Annotated in this window: 15 protein-coding genes and 1 pseudogene; 11 read left to right on the top strand and 5 right to left on the bottom strand. The window is 47.8% G+C overall.

Annotation, left to right across the window (positions count from 1 at the left end; all coding sequences use genetic code 11):
• Positions 1–6 precede the first annotated feature (6 nt).
• The 5 genes from AC1DPK_RS00395 (at position 7) to AC1DPK_RS00375 (ending at position 5,643) form a co-directional block, all read left to right on the top strand.
• Positions 7–882 (top strand): carbohydrate ABC transporter permease, encoded by an 876-nt coding sequence (locus tag AC1DPK_RS00395; RefSeq protein WP_477508901.1) that lies wholly within the window; start codon positions 7–9, stop codon positions 880–882.
• A gap of 21 nt (positions 883–903) precedes the next feature.
• Positions 904–2,034 (top strand): glycoside hydrolase family 88 protein, encoded by a 1,131-nt coding sequence (locus tag AC1DPK_RS00390; RefSeq protein WP_441880433.1) that lies wholly within the window; start codon positions 904–906, stop codon positions 2,032–2,034.
• 138 nt (positions 2,035–2,172) lie between these two features.
• Entirely contained in the window at positions 2,173–4,467 is a 2,295-nt protein-coding gene (locus tag AC1DPK_RS00385) for a chondroitinase-B domain-containing protein (RefSeq protein ID WP_477508900.1), read from the top strand.
• Between the two features lie 8 nt (positions 4,468–4,475).
• Positions 4,476–4,637 (top strand): hypothetical protein, encoded by a 162-nt coding sequence (locus AC1DPK_RS00380; RefSeq protein ID WP_477508899.1) that lies wholly within the window; start codon positions 4,476–4,478, stop codon positions 4,635–4,637.
• A 37-nt stretch (positions 4,638–4,674) separates the two neighbouring features.
• Positions 4,675–5,643: a glycoside hydrolase family protein gene (locus AC1DPK_RS00375; RefSeq protein ID WP_477508898.1), complete on the top strand. Its 969-nt coding sequence runs from the start codon at positions 4,675–4,677 to the stop codon at positions 5,641–5,643.
• A 236-nt stretch (positions 5,644–5,879) separates the two neighbouring features.
• On the opposite strand, the pseudogene AC1DPK_RS00370 reads toward AC1DPK_RS00375, so the two are convergent.
• Together AC1DPK_RS00370 and AC1DPK_RS00365 are read right to left on the bottom strand one after the other, a co-directional pair.
• Positions 5,880–6,100: pseudogene (locus AC1DPK_RS00370) on the bottom strand (stage V sporulation protein R); the annotation flags it as partial.
• Between the two features lie 106 nt (positions 6,101–6,206).
• Complete coding sequence (locus tag AC1DPK_RS00365; RefSeq protein WP_477508897.1) at positions 6,207–7,913, bottom strand: RICIN domain-containing protein; 1,707 nt, start codon at positions 7,911–7,913, stop codon at positions 6,207–6,209.
• 376 nt (positions 7,914–8,289) lie between these two features.
• Between AC1DPK_RS00365 and AC1DPK_RS00360 the strand changes: the two genes are divergently transcribed.
• The 6 genes from AC1DPK_RS00360 to AC1DPK_RS00335 all read left to right on the top strand — a co-directional run bounded on the left by AC1DPK_RS00360 (position 8,290) and on the right by AC1DPK_RS00335 (position 16,390).
• Positions 8,290–9,084, top strand: a complete 795-nt coding sequence (locus tag AC1DPK_RS00360) for an alpha/beta hydrolase (protein ID WP_477508896.1) — start codon at positions 8,290–8,292, stop codon at positions 9,082–9,084.
• Between the two features lie 366 nt (positions 9,085–9,450).
• A complete protein-coding gene (locus AC1DPK_RS00355) occupies positions 9,451–10,359 on the top strand; it encodes an ABC transporter permease (RefSeq protein WP_441910305.1) in 909 nt (302 codons plus the stop codon).
• Positions 10,360–10,373: 14 nt separating this feature from the next.
• Complete coding sequence (locus AC1DPK_RS00350; RefSeq protein WP_477508895.1) at positions 10,374–11,288, top strand: carbohydrate ABC transporter permease; 915 nt, start codon at positions 10,374–10,376, stop codon at positions 11,286–11,288.
• Positions 11,289–11,350: 62 nt separating this feature from the next.
• Positions 11,351–12,943, top strand: coding sequence for an ABC transporter substrate-binding protein (locus tag AC1DPK_RS00345; RefSeq protein ID WP_477508894.1), 1,593 nt, complete (start codon positions 11,351–11,353; stop codon positions 12,941–12,943).
• 80 nt (positions 12,944–13,023) lie between these two features.
• Positions 13,024–14,760, top strand: a complete 1,737-nt coding sequence (locus AC1DPK_RS00340) for a sensor histidine kinase (RefSeq protein ID WP_441880449.1) — start codon at positions 13,024–13,026, stop codon at positions 14,758–14,760.
• A gap of 7 nt (positions 14,761–14,767) precedes the next feature.
• Positions 14,768–16,390, top strand: coding sequence for a response regulator transcription factor (locus tag AC1DPK_RS00335; protein ID WP_441880451.1), 1,623 nt, complete (start codon positions 14,768–14,770; stop codon positions 16,388–16,390).
• A 45-nt stretch (positions 16,391–16,435) separates the two neighbouring features.
• Here the strand turns inward: AC1DPK_RS00335 and AC1DPK_RS00330 are convergent, their stop codons facing one another.
• The 3 genes from AC1DPK_RS00330 to AC1DPK_RS00320 are packed head-to-tail and all read right to left on the bottom strand — an operon-like array spanning position 16,436 to position 19,061.
• Positions 16,436–17,230: an ABC transporter permease gene (locus tag AC1DPK_RS00330; RefSeq protein ID WP_441880453.1), complete on the bottom strand. Its 795-nt coding sequence runs from the start codon at positions 17,228–17,230 to the stop codon at positions 16,436–16,438.
• An 18-nt stretch (positions 17,231–17,248) separates the two neighbouring features.
• Positions 17,249–18,037: an ABC transporter permease gene (locus AC1DPK_RS00325; RefSeq protein ID WP_441880455.1), complete on the bottom strand. Its 789-nt coding sequence runs from the start codon at positions 18,035–18,037 to the stop codon at positions 17,249–17,251.
• Between the two features lie 13 nt (positions 18,038–18,050).
• Positions 18,051–19,061: an ABC transporter ATP-binding protein gene (locus tag AC1DPK_RS00320; protein ID WP_441880457.1), complete on the bottom strand. Its 1,011-nt coding sequence runs from the start codon at positions 19,059–19,061 to the stop codon at positions 18,051–18,053.
• Positions 19,062–19,196: the final 135 nt, after the last annotated feature.

The raw sequence follows: 19,196 nt of genomic DNA, 5'->3' as shown, positions 1-19,196 counted from the left end.
GTTCGCATGCGAGTAAGCTTGGGTGAACATATATTCCGGGTTTGCAATACGCTGTTTTTGTCCGTGCTCATGATTGCAACAATGTACCCCATTCTGTACGTGGCATTTGCTTCATTCAGCGAACCGGCGCTGATGATGGCGCATAAGGGCATTCTTTGGAAGCCGCTGGGCTTCTCGCTTGAAACATACGGGGCGGTATTCAGCAACCCGATGATCCTGCTCGGCTATCGCAACACGTTATTTATTGTCATTGTAGGCGTGGCTCTCAATTTGCTGCTCACTTCCTTCGCCGCATACGCCTTGTCCAGAAAAACGTTGCAATATCGCAAGCAGCTTACGCTCTTTATCGTGTTTACGATGTTTTTCAGTGGTGGATTAATTCCGTTCTACTTGCTGGTTAGAGGGCTAGGCATTACGAACTCACTGTGGGCGCTAATTCTGCCTACCGCAATAAGCGCGTTTAACCTCATTATTATGCGGACTTCGTTCGAAGCGGTGCCGGATGCGCTGGAAGAGTCGGCCAAGATCGATGGCGCCAACGACTTTGTCATTCTGTTCCGCATCTTCCTGCCGTTATGCAAGCCTGTGCTTGCAGTGGTAGGCCTGTATTACGGAGTAAGCCACTGGAACTCGTGGTTTAATGCCATGATCTTCCTTCAGGATCGGTCGATGTATCCGTTGCAGTTGATCCTGCGAGAAATATTGATTATCGGCGAGGCGAGCTCCATGGCGGAGGGAGCATCCCAGGATGAGATCATCATACTCGGCGAGACATTGAAATACGCCACGATTATGGTAGCTACCCTTCCGATTTTTTTGGTATACCCGTTATTGCAAAAATATTTCGTGAAAGGCGCCTTGATCGGTGCCATCAAAGGTTAGGATAAGGAGTGGAATTTTGAGATGAGCCATGAAAATGTGAAGCTGAAACCATCCGAGCTGTCGGATTGGTGGGATAAAGTGAAGATTAAAGTTGATCATATGATCGAAGCGGGCTGGACAGAAGCGCCGCATGTTTCGGCAGCAGGCAAATATGACCAGATCAAAGTGGATCAGTGGATTTCGGGCTTTTGGCCGGGCATTCTGTGGATTCTGTACGATATGACCGGAGAGCGGCGTTATCGGGAGGAGGCAGAGCCTTGGGATGTACGCATGGAGCAATGTTACTTGCGAGACAACCATTTCCACCACGATGTTGGCTTTCAGTTTCTGCCGACATCGGTTATTCGCTACAAGCTGACCGGCGACGAGGACGCACGGCGGCGCGGGCTGTTTGCCGCCAACTATTTGGCAGGCAGGTACAACCCGGTCGGACAGTTCATTAGAGCGTGGCCCCGCAACCAGACGGGATGGTCGATCATCGATTCGATGATGAATTTGCCACTGCTGTTCTGGGCGAGCGAAGAAAGCGATGATCCGCGCTTCAAGCATATTGCGGTTGCTCATGCAGATATGGTGCTCCGCTCGTTTATAAGAGACGACGGCTCGGTGCATCATATCGTAATCTTCGATCCGGAGACGGGCGAAGTGGAGCGTTATGACGGTGGACAGGGCTTCGCGCCGCAATCGTCCTGGTCGCGTGGCCAAGCTTGGGCGCTCTACGGGATGAGCTGCGCTTACCGTTATACGGGGGAAGCGCGTTACTTGAATGCGGCGAAGCGGGTGGCGCATTATTTCATTAGCGCGTTGGCGGAAGACGATGTGCCGCATTGGGATTTCCGTGCGGCGGCCGACTTGACAGACGAGCCGCGCGACACCTCGGCGGCAAGCTGCGCGGCATCCGGACTGATCGATATCGCGTCGCAGGTGCCTCCTGAGGAAGCCGCTTTATATCAGCTCGCGGCCACGCGCATTCTGCGCTCGTTGTCGAACAACTACAGTACGTTCGATCAGCCGAAGTATGAAGGCATTCTGCTCGGAGCAACCGGGCATAAGCCAGTCAATAGCAACATCAACGTATCGCTGATTTACGGCGATTACTATTATATTGAAGCTTTGGCGAAGAGCAAAGGCTGGAGCCAGCATATTTTTTGAGCGGGATCATGGGCCGTATTAACGAAGCCGGGAGGACTGGAAGCACCTCCCGGCTTCCGTATTCTTGAGAGGAGGTGCGGACGGAACGAAGGGAATGATTCAATAACCATCAATTCATAACGGAAAGGATGAAGAATTATGGGAACCAAAAGTATGACATGCATGATTTTGCTCTGTATGCTAGTTGCGTTAATGCCAGGAGCGGCGCGGGCGGCCGATACGAAGTTCACAATTGGCAGCTCCAGCGTGACGGCGAGTGGACATGACGGCAATGTTCCGGCCAACACGGTGGACGGCGATTTCGCCACACGTTGGTCAGCGAATGGCGACGGGCAATGGATTCAGTACGATTTGGGCGTAAACCGCAAAGTGTCTTCCATTAAAATTGCTTTTTTGAATGGGGCAAGCCGCACTTCTACTTTTGATATTTTGACGTCTACGGACGGTTCCGCCTTCACGACCGTCAGCAGCGGAATTGTGAGCAGCCTTGTGGAAGGCCTGCAAACGTTCGATTTTCCGGATGTCGATCCTGCCCGCTATGTGCGGGTCGTTGGGCACGGCAATTCCTCCAACCTGTGGAACAGCTATACCGAAGTTGAACTGTACGGCACCGCGAGCGGCCCTTCGCCGGGTGCAAGCAAGCTGGCGGTTACTGTACCGCAGCTAATGGCTAGTGGAGATGACGGCAACATCGTCGCGAATACGATCGACGGCGATCTCGGCACGCGCTGGGCGGCGAGTGGCGACGGGGAGTGGGTCCAATACGGCCTTGGATCGAGCAAACAAGTGGAATATGTGAAGATCGCCTTCACCAACGGGGCGGAGCGAACTTTCAGCTTTGATATCCAGACTTCCTATGATGGCTACAACTTCAGCACAGCGCTTTCGGGAGCAGTCAGCAGTCTGAGCAACAGCTTGCAGACATTTGATTTTGCCGATGTGGCCCCTGTACGCTACGTTCGTATTGTTGGCCACGGCAACTCGGTGAACGCATGGAACAGCTTCGCAGAGGTCGAAATTTATGGCAGCGATTCAAGCGGCAGCGGTAGTGAAGGGACGGTTGTCGAAGTTAGCACTTCCACGCAGCTCACTGCCGAGCTTGCAACCGCTGCGGCGGGTAAAACGATTGTGCTGGCAAACGGCACGTATTCGCGTACAAGCCCGTTTGCTGTTCAGAACAAAAACGGCACCGCCAACGCTCCAATCGTCATTAAGGCGAAAAACCGCGGCCAAGCTATCATCTCGGGAGCATCGGGCTTCCGCGTCGAGAACTCCTCGCATGTGGTGTTGGACGGATTAAAGTTTACGAACACAAGCAATGGCGCGGTGGTGCTCGAAGGCTCGCACCATGTGCGACTGACCCGTAATACATTTGCGCTGCCAAGCTCAGGCGGCGGCCTGATGTGGTTGCAAGTGCGGGGCACGAACAGTCATCATAACCGCATCGACCGGAACGACTTCGGAATGAAGAGCGACACCGAACCGCTGATCGCTTACGAAGGACAGGATGGCTCAGGGCAAATTTCGCAATACGATATTATTGAATACAACTATTTCCATGATGTAGGCCCATGGGTAGCCAACGGCAAAGAGACGATCCGTCTCGGCTTGTCCGGTCTAACGCTCTCCCACGGCTATAATACGATACAATATAATGTATTTCAGAATTGCGATGGCGAGCCGGAAATTGTTTCGGTCAAGAGCAGCAGCAATTCAGTGCGCTTCAATACATTCCTCACGTCCAAGGGCAGCCTAACGCTGCGGCACGGCCATAACAACAGCGTATACGGCAACTTCTTCCTCGGGGACGGTGTCGAGTCGGATCAGGAAGGCATCCGGATGTTCGGCAATGACCATAAGATTTATAACAACTACTTCGAGAATTTGACAGGCGAAGCAATCTACTTGCCAAACGGCGATTTCGACGGAGGTACTGGAGGCTCTCCTCCAAGCCCGACGGTCGAACAATTGCGCAAACAGTGGAAAGTTTACCGGGCGCTTATCGTCAACAATACGATTGTAAACAGCACAACCGGCATCGTCATTGGATCGGGCAAAGCGTATGCTCCGCAGGATTCCGTCGTGGCGAACAATATCGTGCGCAACAGCACCGGCACGCTTTATTACGAGGCGGCGACAACGAATACGCTGTTTCAGGGCAACATCGGGTATGGCAGCACCATTAGCAACATATCGCGCAGCTCGGGGCAGATCCGAAATATCAATCCGCTGCTCACTACGGTGAGCGGCATCCAGAAGTTGTCCGCAAGCAGCCCAGCGATTGACGCCGCTGTAGGGACATACGCGTTCGTGCAGGCGGATATGGACGGCCAAATGCGGGCGACAACGGATGTGGGGGCGGATGAATATTCCGGAGCGCCTCTGCTGAATCGCCCGCTTGCGGCAGGCGATGTGGGGCTGAATACGCCTTAGGGTAATTGATGATCAAGCATGCCGGCGGTCGGTCCGCCGGCATGGCTATGTCGTTCCATAGCTGTGCGGAGCATGCCGGTTATTTACTTTATTTGAAAGGATGGGAGACCATGGTTCGCAGAAGCTATGGAGCAGAGGGAAAAGGCGAGTTGACGTTACATGCATACTAACACGATGCTGCCGGCTCCGCGTGGCGGCGGCTTCCGAATGGAAGGTTATTGGATATGGTGTGGTTCCGTCGTGCAGGGCGAGGACGGCAAATTCCATATGTTTGCCTCGCGCTGGCCGAAGACTCTGCCGATGCACCCCGGCTGGATGACGGCTTCAGAGATTGTCAGGGCGGACTCGGATACGCCCGAGGGACCGTACCAATTCCGCGAGGTGGCGCTTCCGGCGAGGGGAGCGCAATATTGGGACGGACGCTGCACGCACAACCCCCATATCGTTAAGCACAACAACAAATATCTACTTTATTATACGGGCTCGACCCATCCGCTGGGCGATCCGGAGCCGCCCGAAAATTTCGGGTTAACCGATCCGCAATGCATCGTGGCGCGGGCGAACAAACGGGTAGGCCTGGCTATCGCAGACAGCGTATTCGGTCCTTGGTACAGAGCGGACGAACCGATATTGCCAACACGCCCCGGCCGATTCGATAGCTTTCTGACCTCCAATCCGGCTCCGTGTGTCCGGGAGGACGGTTCCGTGCTGCTGATCTACAAGGCACGAAGCTACGAAGGCAACCTGCATGGCGGCATGACGATTGGCGTCGCGTATGCGGATCACTACGAGGGACCATACCGGGTGCTGAGCGGAGAGCCGGTGTTTCCTCCGGAGTCGTTCCATATCGAAGATCCGTTCATCTGGCAAACAGCGAAAGGATACCATTTGATCGCCAAAGATATGGAAGGGCGTCTATGTGGTGAAAAATACGGCGGCATCTACGCTGGGTCTCCAGACGGGCTGAAATGGACCTTGCATGGACAGCCGCAAAGCTATTCCCGGACGGTACGTTATGATGATGGAACGGTGCAGACGCTGGGAAATCTGGAGCGGCCATTCCTGCTTTTCCAGAACGGCAAGCCGACACATTTGTTCGCGGCCGTCTCGGACGGCATCGACGGTTTTATGGATGCTTCCGATACATGGAACATGGTTATACCTTTAAAGCAATGATACATGGGGGAGTTTGCGGTGAGCAATTGCGTGGCGTCAAGCGATTGTTATGTGGCTATGACGTATAACCACTGCACTGAATTGATCGAAATGTAGTATGTTATCCATATTTGTATATGACAAAATTGCATAAAAGAGTGTTACAAAAAACCCGATCCAATGAGATCGGGTTTTCTGTAGCATCTTTAAATATGATTTCTTTTCAAAACAGAGTTAAGAAGCACTGTCCTCTTAACTCAAACAAACTTCCGACTCGTCTTCTTCCCAACGCAGCTGAACACAATCTTCTTATCCTCAACAAACGTCTCCAGATGAACATTTTTCCCCAAAGCTGACTGACATGGAGAAGCGTGCGCTCCAAATACTTCAGATCCTTAACCATCAATCTAGGGAAACCACCGTTTACTTTTGAATAAACAAGTTGATCGCGAATTTTCTCCCACGATTTATCGGATATAAGCGAGCACATGGGCGACGATAAGTATATTTTGAATTAGAGATTCATAACCGGGGGGCAGTCCCGTCTATCCCCCTTTAGGACATCTTTTTTGTACCTCTTCCTGCTAGTTAATCTGTACCAGCTGCCATTGCTGATTGAGATTGCCGCTGTATAAGTTTTGCTGAATATTCGCGCCATCAGCCGTGGAGGAGCCGGCGACTTCTACCGCTTTGTTGCTATTCACATTCAAGATGCTCCAGTAACCGTTGCTGAGCTTGATCAATCGGAACTGCTGCGCGGTATTGGAGAGATCCTGCATAAGCTGAATCGCTTCCCCGTTGTTTTTTGTCCCGTTACGAACATCCATGACTTTGTTGTCAGTTGAGCTTACGCTTCGCAATTCGTAATAGTTATTGTAGGTGCCTTGATCCGTGACGATCCAGCGCTGAGCTGTCGTATTATTGTCTGCCCGCTGTTGAAGCTGCAACGCGTTAGTATTCTGGCCGCCTGGAACCTCGAGTATTTTACCCGAAGCACGGTTGACGAGCTTGTAAGTTGCGCCATTCGTGACTCCATTCCATATACCATTCCAAGGATTGAATTGCGCACGTTCATAGTACCATTCGAATATAAATCGGGCCATGCCGTCCCGGGCAGTGTTGCCATCATACATCAATCCGCCTGTTGGGTCTGCAAATGAGCTTCTCGTGCCGGGATTCAACAAAAATCCATTCATATGGACAGCGATGCTCACATTGCCCGCTGCCGTGAAGATCGCTTTGGTATTTTTGCCGAAGCCCGCGTTCGAGCCGTTGAACAGATCCCAGTAGGAAGAGTCTCCCGGTTGGGTCTTGAACCAGGTTGTCTCCGTAATATTAATTGGATAATTATCAGCGCAAGGCTTAATATTGGTATCCCATTGCTGTTGCAAAGGAGTGTAGTCATCATAAGCGCCATAGCCCGGATACCAATGTACGGAATAACCTATATTGTTCAGTGAATCCGTCAACGGATAGGCTGCGCATAGCTGATAGTATTGATCCCAACCAAGTCCCGATGCCCAGATGACGTTATCCGCGCCTTTGCTGCGAATTGTGGAGATCATGGAATTTTGGAAATTTTTGAGCGAGTTCCAGTAGGCAATGAAATTGGACTGGGAAGGATGACCGCCCCAGACGCCATTGACATCAGACAGCACGGGCTCGTTAATGAGCTCGAACATAACATTGTCAGCGCTCTTGATTCCTGGCTGATCAGCGAGGTAACCCCAAATCTGATTAAACTTTGCGAGATTGGCAGGGGTTGTTGCTTGGTTGTTGCTTAAAGTGAAATCTAGGCCGAGGGTGACATATAGGCCCTTGGTCTTGGCATAGTTGATATAAGGAATGATGACGTTCTGAGTAACGGCTTGCAGGCCGGCAAAATTGTACGTGCCCGCCGCTACGTCGCCCATGTCTTCCCGGTCAATGAATAGACGTACCTGATTCATATACCATCCATGGTTGTTGCCGTATTTGGCCGAGGTGCTTGTAAAGGTGTCGGTGATATCTTTCAAATACGCTAAGATCGCTGCATGTCGATTCCCGCCATTCTGATTCAGGTAGTAATTGCTGTTCTGGTACGTCCAGTAAGCGCCCGAAGGCTGATGCCACCCGCTTAGCAAAACAGGCTGTCCACTGCTGTTCACCAATTGGTTGCCGCTTACATGGAGCTTGGACATCGGCATGCCAACCCACGCATCTGCCTTCTTGCCGCTCAGCAATAATGGCGACATCACTAGCGCCACAAGCAGCAGAAGCTTCAATGCCAAACTGACTTTCTTTTTAATCATTAATACTCATCTCCTTTTTTTTGTTTTACATATGTTAATTCATGGTAGTACAAGGGTGTGGTGAAGCATACGGTGGATGAGGTACCCAGAGCCGATTCAGAAGTGAAGAATAACGATTCATAACCATTTAGACTTCAGGAGAGGAGAAGATGAAAGAGGTGAATTATTTGTCAAATTAATATGTATGCGCTTACAAAATTGAGTTTACTATTCGTTTGACACTATCAACAACCTGTCTAATTATGGTTCTGAAACCCTTCTAACTCTATCTTTAACGTACAAGTGATAGTAACAATTGACAGGTTGTTTGTTCATTATGGAAAGTTTATACTTTTCGCAGTTAAGTAGGTGTAAACAGGAAGGGGAAGGAAAAAGGATGAGTTCAATTAACTATGATTTGCTAAGACGAGCCGTTCCGACCGGGTATGACCAGTACAGGGATGATATTGCCCACGGCAAAATTGAAACGGTTGAATATTTCTCTAAGACAATAGGATGCAAGCGTAGAGCGATGATTTACATCCCTTCAGGTTACCCGGATGGTCAAGGGGAATATAACGTTCTTTATTTATTGCATGGTATCGGCGGAGACGAAGAGGAATGGTACAATCATGCGGGTCCGCAAGTGATTCTTGATAATTTGTATGCAGACAATAAGCTTGCGCGCATGATTGTGGTTCTACCTAACGGCCGTGCCATGCAGAACGACCGGGCGGAGGGCAATTTATTCGACGCGGACAAATTAAAGGCGTTTGAGGATTTCGAATTCGATTTGCTTTATGATCTCATTCCTTATGTGGAATCGAACTATACGGTTCTGACGAGGAGAGAGAACCGTGCTCTAGCCGGTTTATCGATGGGAGGAGGACAATCGCTCAATATCGGATTAGGCAATCTAGATCATTTTGCTTGGATTGGAGGATTTTCCTCTGCTCCAAACACGAAGGAACCCGAGTTGCTTGTCCCGAATCCGGAAGATGCGGCTGCTAAGCTGAGTTTGCTCTGGTTGTCATGCGGACTTCTGGACAATCTTAAGCATGTCAGCGACCGGACACATGCCTATTTGGAGAGGAACGATGTACCCCATATTTGGTACGAGGAGAGCGGCGGCCACGATTGGCCGGTTTGGAAAAACGATTTATACCATTTTTCCCAACTCATTTTTAGATAGCCTGTCTAGCGACTAATCTCTTAGATGTACACGAGTGAAATAATAACCATGGTATCATGACAATTTGGATTCTCAACAATCGGAGCATCACCTTATTAAGGTGATGCTTTTGTGATGTTTTGTTCCACTTTTGATTGTAAGACGAAACACGAAGAATAGACAACGAGGATGATATTTGGAAATCAGGTTAAGAGGTAACTTTCTAATAAATGAGATCACCTGGGATAGAGAATTCCAATTTCCAACTTCATTATAATAAATCTATCCTATTGAAATAGAGTGAGGTTAAATGCTATGTCAATTCCATCATCTGTAAATTTTTCTGCTAAGCAAGCACATTCACTGCGACAGAGGGGCTACGTCCGTTTGCTGCGGAACATTGTGAAGTATCGCGTGCTGCTGCTTATGCTGCTGCCGACAAGCATCGTTTTTTTCATTAATTGTTATATTCCCATGTTTGGCGTTTTCATTGCTTTCAAGAACATTAACTACATCGACGGAATTATGGGCAGTCCGTGGGCAGGGCTCGACAATTTCCGTTTTCTCTTCGCTACTTCCGATGCGTGGCGAGTAACGATTAATACGGTCGCCTACAATGTTGTCTTTATTGTGACCGGTCTTATTCTCTCCGTTGCGATCGCCATTGCCGTTAATGAGGTACGTGCCAGGCTTGCATCGCGACTCTATCAGACAGTGATGATCATGCCGAATTTTTTGTCTATGGTCGTCGTTAGCTATATCGTGTACGCCTTTCTGCACCCTGAATACGGTTTCCTGGTCAAATACGTTTTGCCTTTGTTCGGACACTCTTCATTTAATGCTTATATGCACCCGGAGGCTTGGCCTTATATTCTGTGGTTAACGAAAATGTGGCATTCCGTCGGCATAGGGAGCGTCATTTACTTGGCAGCAATAACTGGCATCAGCGAGGAGCTGTATGAAGCAGCGGTCATGGATGGAGCCAGCAAGTGGCAGCAGATCATCCGAATTACAATTCCGCTCCTGACTCCCGTGATGGTCATTCTGACGATATTGAATTTGGGCGGCTTATTCCGCTCTGATTTCGGATTATTCTATCATGTTACGCTCGACTCGGGCGCATTGCGCTCCACGACGGATGTCATCGATACGTATGTCTATAGAGGACTGATTCAGCTCAATGACTTGGGAATGTCCTCCGCAGCGAATTTTTACCAATCGGTAGTTGGATTTTTCCTTGTTATCGGAGCAAATAGCCTGGCTCGTAAGCTTAATCGCGACACGGCACTTTTCTAGAATGGAGAATCAAAATGAACAAAGCAACGAACGTTAAACCGTACCAAAAGGTGTCTAAGCTAGCTGCGATATTGCTTCATATTATTTTCATCGCATTCAGTCTCGCTTGCATTTTGCCGATCCTGCTGATCGTCGCCATCTCGTTTTCAAATGAAAAGCTTCTAACGTTAAAGGGATACAAGTTCTGGCCTGACGAGTTCGATGGATCTGCATACCACTATCTTTTTGCCAATTCGTCTACTCTCATGAAGGCCTATGGGGTTAGCCTATCTGTTACCTTTATTGGTACTTTGCTGGCAGTGTTGTTAATTGCGTTATATGCGTATCCTATCTTTCGCAAAGATTTTCCGTTTAAAAAAACCTTTAATATTTATCTTTTGATTACGATGCTGTTCTCCGGTGGGCTTGTCCCTTTCTATCTGTTGTACGTCAACTATTTGGATCTGAAGGACACTTATGTCGCGCTTATCCTTCCAGGCCTTTCGAACGCGTTTTATATCTTCATTGCTCGTACATTTTTCCAGCAAACGATACCGGAAGAAATGATTGAATCGGGCAAGCTGGATGGAGCGTCGGAGTGGCGAATTTTTTTCCAGCTTGTACTTCCCATTTCACTTCCAGTGCTGGCAACCATCGGATTGTTCACGACGCTGATGTATTGGAACGATTGGTTCAACTCCTTGTTGTTCATTAACGATAGCGATAAATTTTCTTTGCAGTATGTGATGATTCAAATGATTCGCCAAGCGGAGTTTTTCAAAAATCAATTGGCGGGGAGTGGAGTAGCTCTGCTTGTACAGCAATCGGTACCAACGGAAAGTCTGCGGATGGCGATGGTAGTCGTCTCCATTGGTCCCATCCTGTTCGTTTATCCATTCTTTCAGAAGTACTTTACCAAGGGGCTCACCATTGGAGCCATCAAAGGTTAATTCGTCTAGCTCTGGCTTAACGGCCGGTTAGAATATATGAAAATTTATAGGGGGTTCAAGAAATGAAGAAAACGAAAGGGTGGGGCATGGCGCTTGCTTGGGTAACCGCGACTATGCTGGTCATGTCAGGCTGCAGCACCAATTCAGGATCATCCGGTTCACCTAATGCAGAACCGCTTTCAACAAGCAAGCCATCTGAGGATATCGGATCAAGCAATCCCGATATATCCACCTACCGCAAGCTCAAAGTATACACGGTAGGCAATTTTCCGCAAAACGACTCCAAGGCAGTTGTAGAAGAAATCAATAAATACTTGAAAGAAAAAATCAACGCCGAAATCGACTTTCAGGGACTGCCTTGGTCCTCCTGGTCTGAGAAGATGGCGCTGGCCTATCAGTCCGGAGAGCAAGTAGACTTGACTTTTGCTCCGAACTGGGCAGATTTTTCCAACAATGTAACCAAAGGGGCGTTTCTCCCGCTAGATGATTTGTTAACCGAATACGGGCAAGGAATAATGGAGACTTTAGATCCTCGTTTTCTCGATGGGGGCAGAGTAAATGGGAAAATTTACGCGATCCCAACTAACAAAGAAATCGGCGAGAGCCACACGATTATGTTCAGGAAAGATCTTATTGATAAATACGGATTTGATATCAACTCTATCCAAACACTGGAAGACCTAGAGCCGTGGCTTCAAACCATTAAGGATAAGGAACCCGGCCTTGCACCTATCTGGCTCTCAGGCAGTGGTTCTGATACGCTGAGCTACTTCGACAAAACAAAGCCGAGCATGGAAGAAAACTTCCGTTACGAGCTGGTGGCCGGAGCGCCTGCCGGTATTGTATTGGATACTAAGACAGATAAGATGATCATCAGCACGTTGGAATCCGATGCGACTATTTATAGGTTGAGGCTCTACAGCGAATGGTTCAAAAAGGGATTCATCAATCAGGATGCCGCGACGACCAAAACGAGCGCCGAAGATGCATTTAAGGCCGGCAAAACGTGGATGAAATTCGGTTCCGATAAACCGGATTCTGACAAGGAAGATTCCAGCGCGACGGGTATCGAACTAGTCAAGCTGAAGGGGAATGATCCTGAAATCAGTACAGCAAGCGTCAGCAACTCCATGATGGCAATCGGCCGCACATCTGTCGATCCGGAGCGCACAATGATGCTTCTAAACCTTCTTCATACCGACAAAAATCTGGTCAACCTGATCGATTTCGGTGTGGAAGGACGGCAATATGTCAAGGTAGAGGGCAAGGATAATTTCATTAAGCTGCAAGATGGCGTCTCTACCCGTGCGGATACGGGGTGGGCTCCGGGTATTGAGTGGATGTTTGGGAATCAGACGCTCACTTATTTGTGGGAAGGCGAAAGCCCTGACAAATGGGAGAAGTTCAAAGCCTATAACGAAAAAGCTCATAAAGTAAAATCGTTTGGCTTCAGCTTCAACACGGACGCTGTCAAAACAGAGGTGTCCGTCGTCAGCAATATTATTAAGGAGTATCGTCCGCTGCTTGAAACGGGAAGTTTGGATGCCGACAAGGTACTGGCAGAATACAATGAAAAGCTAAAGGCCAACGGTATTGAGAAGATCCGAACCGAAGCTCAGAAACAGTACGATGATTGGAAGGCGAAGCAGTCATAAGCAGGCAGGGGAAAGACCGAAATGGTCTTTCCCCTTTCGTGCCGCATGGGCGTTCATATACTAGACAAAGGAGTGGAACTGTGGGACTTTCATTGCAATTTAAAGTAAGCGCACTCGTCCTGCTATTAGTGGCGCCACTTTTTTTCTTTCTTTACTACACCAATATCTACTCCACAAATATTGTTCGTGAGAAAGTAGCGAAATCCGCATCGGACACGTTGACCCTTCATTTAGGCGCTCTTGATGAGCTGCTGGAGCAGACCAGTACTTATTTGCTGCGAACGGCAAATGAAAGCATGCTGCTCGAGCTATACTCGGAGAGCGACCCAGACAGTGTAAACTATTATTTATCTATCAGAAAATTAATGGATCAATGGTATAGCGATGTTAGCTACTACTCTATTATTCGCAGTGTATTCGTGTATCATCTTGACCGGGAGGAGCTATTCCTCAGCAGTCAAAAGGAGTATTACGAGGAGAAGAAGGCTATCCGTGCCGGTCTGTCCGCTCGGCTGAAGAAGTTCAAGCTTCCGACGTCCTTGAAGTGGGAAATCATTAACGTCGGCGGCGAGCCGGTCTTATTTAAGGCACTTCCGGATAAAAGTGGAAGGCTGCTCATCGGTGTACTTGTCAGCATTGATTCCTTAGCTCAGCCTCTAATCCGGTTGGAGTCCGTAGAGAGCGATGAGAAAATCGGCATTATATCCAAGGAGGGGCATCTGTTGTGGGGGCAGTTCGGCAATGAGGATCTTGTCCGCATCCGTAGCCATCTGAACGATCAATCGAATCGCTCTAGCGCTTCTATTCGACTTAGTGACGGCAGCAGCTATTTGTTCGTAGGCAAACCGTCTCTTTTTTCGGATCTCAACGTTTTCATTTTATTGGACGAAGAATTGCTGCTGGACGAGCTGCCTCTGTTCCAACGCGTAATTAAGGTCATTCCCATAGCGGTAGTTGTCATTCTAGTTGTATTGTTCTTTCTATTAAGCCGGCTTGTATTTAAACCCATTCAGCAGTTGGCAAGCGGGATGCGCATACTTGGCAAGGGACAGCTGGATTACCGTTTAAAGGAAGAGAAATCCAAGGAGTTCCAACTGATTACACAACAGTTCAATCGGATGGCTGAACAAATTGGGAATTTAAAAATCTTCGTATATGAAGAGCAAATGAAAGTGCAGCAAGCCGAACTTAAGCATCTTCAGGCCCAGATCAATCCCCATTTTTTCATGAATTCCTTAAATATCGTCTTCCATCTTGTAGAGCTTCAGAAGTATTCACTGATTAAAAAGATGATCAGCCACCTCGTCTCCTATTTCCGGTTCATCATGAGCACCAACGATGCGTGGATTACGCTTGTTAGCGAATTTAATCATATCCGAAACTACCTTGAAATCCAAATGGTTATGTACCCGAACAAGCTGAGTTTTCACGAACGGGTGCCCAAGGAACTTGAGAACGTCCTTGTGCCGCCATTGCTTGTACAACCGTTCGTGGAGAATGCTATGAAGCATGGATTTATTAATAATGCCAAGCATTTTGAAGTCAACGTCACGGTAAGTAAAGAAACTAGTAAAGAAGGGGATTCATGCATGGCCATCGAAATCCGCGACTCTGGACCTGGATTCTCCGAGCAGCAATTGGTCATGCTTAACCTTGGCTTATATGAAAAGGAGCCCACAGACCGTCAACTGGGGATATGGAATGTGCGCAGACGCTTGATTATGTTCTATGATGGACGCGCGAATATAGCCTTCAGCAATGATCCACAGGGCGGCGGAATAGTGAATATCAAATTGCCTATGCAAAGGAGGCTTTGATCATCGTATGTATAGAATCTTAATTGTTGATGACCAATATTTTGCCTTGCTCGGTTTGCAGCAAGGCGTGAACTGGAGCGTGCTGGGCGTTACGCACATTAGTTTGGCGGAGAACGTGGATCAAGCGTTGAAGATACTAAGGAACACTACTATTGACTTGCTAATTTGCGATATCGAAATGCCGGGGAGCAGCGGTTTGGATTTGTTGGCCTGGGTGGAGCAGCATTCGCCGTACACTTTGACGATTATGCTTACTTGTCATGCGGACTTTGAGTACGCGCAGCGCGCCATCCATCATGGAGCGTTCCATTATTTGCTGAAGCCCGTCGATTATGAGCAATTGAAGAAAGTGGCCAGCGATGCTTTTGCAGAGGTCGGTAGGCAAAAAGAACAAAAAAAGTTTGAAGCTCTGATGCAGGACTATCGAAGAAAATGGGAACATCAGCTGCCTATATTGGTGGAACGCTTCTGGCAGGACATCCTTAGTCAGCGGGCATCTCTGCTCCCGGACTCGCTACAAAGATCCGCACAAACTTGTGGCTTGTCGATCAAGCCTGATGATCGTTATATCCTGGTTCTGTTTGGACTTGAGCAATGGAAAGATAATCTGAGCGCGCGTGATGAAGCCATTATGGAATACGCGCTTCGCAATTTGGCTGGAGAACTGCTTCTGCTAGAGCTGGAAGGTGTTGTATTTCAGGATCATACAGGGCTTAATCTGGCGATCGTATATGTGAGAAGTGAAGAAACCTCTATTAGCAGCGTGCTTAATCACAATTGCCGTCAGTTTCTGAACGAATGCGAACGGCTTCTTCATTGCTCCTTATCTATTTATATTAGCCCGACGGTAGTATTACCGGAAATCGTTAGCGCCTACACGTATGTGACAGAGAGAGAGCAGCACAATTTAACTCGATCCCGGCAAGTATTCATGCCTGCCTCTACTCCTATGGAAAAAAGCATGAAACAATTGCAGGCTGTAGCTCCACTAAGCTTATTTGCGGAGTGGTCCACTATTATGGAGCTTGGTGAGTTAGAAGAGCTGGATCGCCGCGTGAAGCAATGGTTCTGGAGCAGTGAAGGAAATACATGGACAAAGGAATCTCATCATCAGTTTATCCACGGTATTCTCTTCATTATTCACACCATATTGGCCCAAAAAGGTTTATCTATTCACAAGTCGGCCGAATTAAAGAGCTTGACAGATAAGGAAAGCTATCCCAAGCACTCGGATGCCCTGCAACAATGGACGAGATGCTGCCTGAAGGCAACCGTACGACTTCTCACGGTAAGCAACAAAGTATCTTCTGCTGTGGTTACCAAGATTAGACATTACATTCGTTCACGATTGAACCAGGAGATTACCCGGGAGGAAATGGCTGCCCATGTCTATCTGAACCCGGCGTATTTATCCAGATTGTTCAAGAAGGAGACCGGGTTATCTTTGTCGGATGCCATCATTCAGGAACGAATCCAAGAGGCCAAACGATTGCTGGAAGAAACCGAATACAAGATTACAGACATTGCAGAGCGTATAGGTTATACCAGCTTAGGAAGCTTTTCGAACTTGTTCAAAAGAATTGTCAGCGTAACGCCACAGCAATATCGAGCACGGAAAAAACGGGATTAATTAATCATTTTACACAACGATACGGACTTTAAGAACGGCAAATATTTATCCGCCTGCTCCCTGATACTTGTTTGCGCCGTACATCCAAAAGCGGTAGCCTAGTCCATAAATCAGCGGACCCGCGAGCGGGACCAGCCACTTGGCCCAATGCGGTATTAGCGATGTCTCGTACGACAAAAGAAAGGCTGCAGGATAGAAATTGACAAAAGCGAGTGGAATGCCAACGGTCAAGAGCAGCTGAACCACTGTTCCGAATATGGGAAGAGGATAGGATATGAACTCCTTCAAATGGAAAAACAATGAAAACAAATATCCCGTCCTCACCCACACGAAGGTTGTAGCGCCAATAGCAGTGAGCAATCCAGCATGAATCATTGCACCGCTGATTAAAGCAAGCAGTAAATAGACATACTCTGTCCACGCCCACTGTAAATTTAATTGAGCGATGGCCCAAATCAATACAGTTCCGGAAATACTGATATGAGCGACGTATGCCAGGTTAAAACCGCGACTAATCAGGTATAAGTAGGGGTTGACAGGTTTAATGAGCAGCGTATCGAATGTGCCTTCCCGAACTTGACCTTCTAGACCCGACATTTGCACGAAAGAAAAGGATGCGCCAAGTGCATATGTAAATAATCCGATGCTATAAAGCAAAGCAATTTCAGGCCAGTTCCAGCCAGCAATCGAGTTGAATTGCTTCATAAACAGCCAAATGACAATATAGTCTCCTGCATAGGAAATGATTTGCGCGCAGGCAGAAAGTACAAAATCAGCTCGGTATTCCATTTTCTCTTTCAACAATAATCGAACCAGCTTACTGAAGAGTAATAAAGTCATAGTACGCCTCCTTTCTTATTAGCCTCCTTGAACGATTAATCGCCGTACGGCTTTGCCCCAAAGCCAATAGGCAACAACAAGCAACAAGATGATCCATACACATCCCAACGCGACGGTTCTCCATAATTCTGCCTCGTTCAGATTACCGAGATAAATCGCCGCAGGTACATAGCCTAGATATTGGAATGGCAACAACTTGGCGACCGCTGCCCAAGAAGGGGAATAGAACCACAAGGGCAGAAACGAACCGCTGAAAATGGTAGTTAGGCCGCCAAGCGTCCAACTGAGCGCAAAATGGCTTAAGAACCAAAAGGCCAGAAGAGAAACAAGATAACCAAGAAGAAAAGAAAGTATTAAAGCCATTAGCAGAGCCACTAGGAAAGCAATGAAATGTATCGTGGAAGCAGGAGGAAGCATCCCGAACAAAATCCATGCAAGAATCAGAGAGGGGATAACTGTGAAAATGAACTGATAAAGCGATTGTCCAAGCCCGTCAAAAAGCAGATATAAAGGATAGGAGAGCGGCTTGACGAGCTCTGATGCGATACTGCCGGACTTAAGACTGCCGTCAACTTTACTGCTGACCCGGTTTAGCAAAAGAGCAAAAAGGAGGGTGTTTAGTATACTATATGTAATCATTTGTTCGACTGTCGTACTGGCTGAACCGCCATTTCCGATAACGGCCCTCCAAATCTCCACTTGGATGAGTATTGCAAAATAGTTGCCCAGCAGACGAAGCCATACTTCGGAACGATATGCTAACTGGTTAACAAAGGCCTTTAACGTAAACATAAAATAGGTCGACATTGTCTGCTCCTTCTCATCCGATTTTGCTGATCGTTTGTTCCTCGCTAGCTAGTTGAAGATACAACTTGCGTATTACAGATTCGATATCCAGGCTTTCAATAGAGGCGTCTTCTACAGGATATTGGGAGGCAATCCGGCTGACGTGTTCAAATACGGTTGATTCACCTCGCGGTACTAGAAATGTTTTGCGTATTCCCTCGTCCTGAAGCATCGTAATGCCAGGGATATCGATCAGCCCGGGATCGACTCGGAAATCGATGATAACTTTCCTTTCACTTCCTAGCTTAGCTCGCAAATCTTCAACAGAGCCATCGTAGACCAGGCTTCCTTTGTTAACGACAAGCATACGTGGGCAAATTTCTTCAATATCTTTCATGTCATGGGTAGTTAATACGATCGTTACTTTACGGTCCCGATTTACAGTGCGAAGAAAGCGCCGAATTTGATCCTTGGCCATGACATCTAGACCGATCGTTGGTTCATCGAGAAATAGAATTTTGGGCTCATGAAGCAGCGCCATGGCGATCTCAACTCGCATACGTTGCCCTAGGCTGAGCTGTCTTACAGGCTTCTGCACAAATTCATGGATGGAGAGCAGACTCATGCAAAGCTCCAGATTTTTACGAAAAGCAGAATCCGGTATTTTATAGATGTATTTGTGAAGATCAAAGGAATCAGTGACGGGAAGGTCCCACCATAATTGACTTCGTTGTCCGAAAACGACCCCGATTTGCTGTGCATTCGCTTTTCTTGCTTCATGCGGTACTGCGCCGAGTACTTTAATGTCTCCGTGCGTTGGGACCAGGATGCCTGTCATCATTTTAATCATTGTAGATTTACCCGCACCATTTGGTCCCAGATAACCAATGGCTTCTCCTTCATTGATCGTAAAGGACATATTGTTAACAGCATCTTCTTCCGTATATTGCCTTGTAAATAGACTTCTAACGGACCCAATCAGTCCAGGAAATCTTCGGTATTGCCGATACGTCTTCGTAATTCGGTTAACAGCTATTATACTCACATCGTCACCTGCCTTTAGAATTTATCGCTACTTCGATTATTTACAGCTTAACAATCTTAAGGGATATTGGCGGTAAATTCAATAAAATGTAAAATAAACTATGATTTGACGGGTGAATGATCAGCTAATTGACAG

The organism is Paenibacillus sp. 01T424 (assembly GCF_056398745.1).
Note: the sequence above shows the minus strand (reverse complement) of the source record. Positions and strands in the feature narration are given on the sequence as shown.